This window comes from Fictibacillus arsenicus (assembly GCF_001999465.1).
Lineage (GTDB): Bacteria > Bacillota > Bacilli > Bacillales > Fictibacillaceae > Fictibacillus > Fictibacillus arsenicus.
The window spans coordinates 1-823 of sequence record NZ_MQMF01000060.1 but is presented as its reverse complement, the minus strand read 5'-3'; the positions used below and the strand labels follow the sequence as shown (position 1 = coordinate 823).

Here is an 823-nt window from a genome sequence, read left to right as displayed (position 1 = left end):
ATGTGCACGTCCTTCTCGCCCAGCTGCGCGGAGGTGTTGGAGGTGACGGCCCGCGTCTTGGAGATCTTCTTGGACTCCAGGCGCTCGCGCTCGAGCATGTTCTTGAAGTCCATGTTGCCGCCCACGTTGAGCTGGTAGGTGCGGTCCAGGGTGACGCCGCGGTCCTCGAACAGCTTGGCCATCACGCGGTGGGTGATGGTGGCGCCGATCTGGGACTTGATGTCGTCGCCCACGATCGGCACGCCCGCGGCGGTGAACTTCTCGGCCCACTCCGGGGTGCCGGCGATGAACACGGGCAGGGCGTTCACGAACGCGACGCCGGCGTCGATCGCGGCCTGGGCGTAGTGCTCGGTGGCCAGCTGCGAGCCGACGGGCAGGTAGCAGACCAGCACGTCCACCTTCGCGTCGCGGAGGGCCTGCGCCACGTCCACGGGCTCGGCGTCCGACTCCTCGATGGTCTCGGCGTAGTACTTGCCGAGGCCGTCCAGGGTGGGGCCGCGCTGGACGGTGACGTCCGCGTGGGGCACGTCCGCGATCTTGATGGTGTTGTTCTCGGAGGCGGTGATGGCCTCGGACAGGTCCAGGCCGACCTTCTTCGCGTCCACGTCGAACGCGGCCACGAACTCGAGGTCGGACACGTGGTAGTCGCCGAACTGCACGTGCATCAGGCCCGGGACCGTGTCCGTGGCCTTCGCCTCGCGGTAGTACTCCACACCCTGGATGAGGGATGTTGCGCAGTTGCCCACGCCGGCGATGGCGACGCGGATGGGGTTGGTGGCCACGGTCTGGTTCGTCTCCTCGACTGTCCGGAACGGGTGCGGGC

General features: G+C 67.9%; 1 protein-coding gene. It reads right to left on the bottom strand.

Annotation, left to right across the window (positions count from 1 at the left end):
• Positions 1 to 782, bottom strand: a 782-nt coding sequence (locus UN64_RS21800; protein WP_077365981.1) for an inositol-3-phosphate synthase, incomplete at its 3' end; no start/stop codon positions are given.
• Positions 783 to 823: the final 41 nt, after the last annotated feature.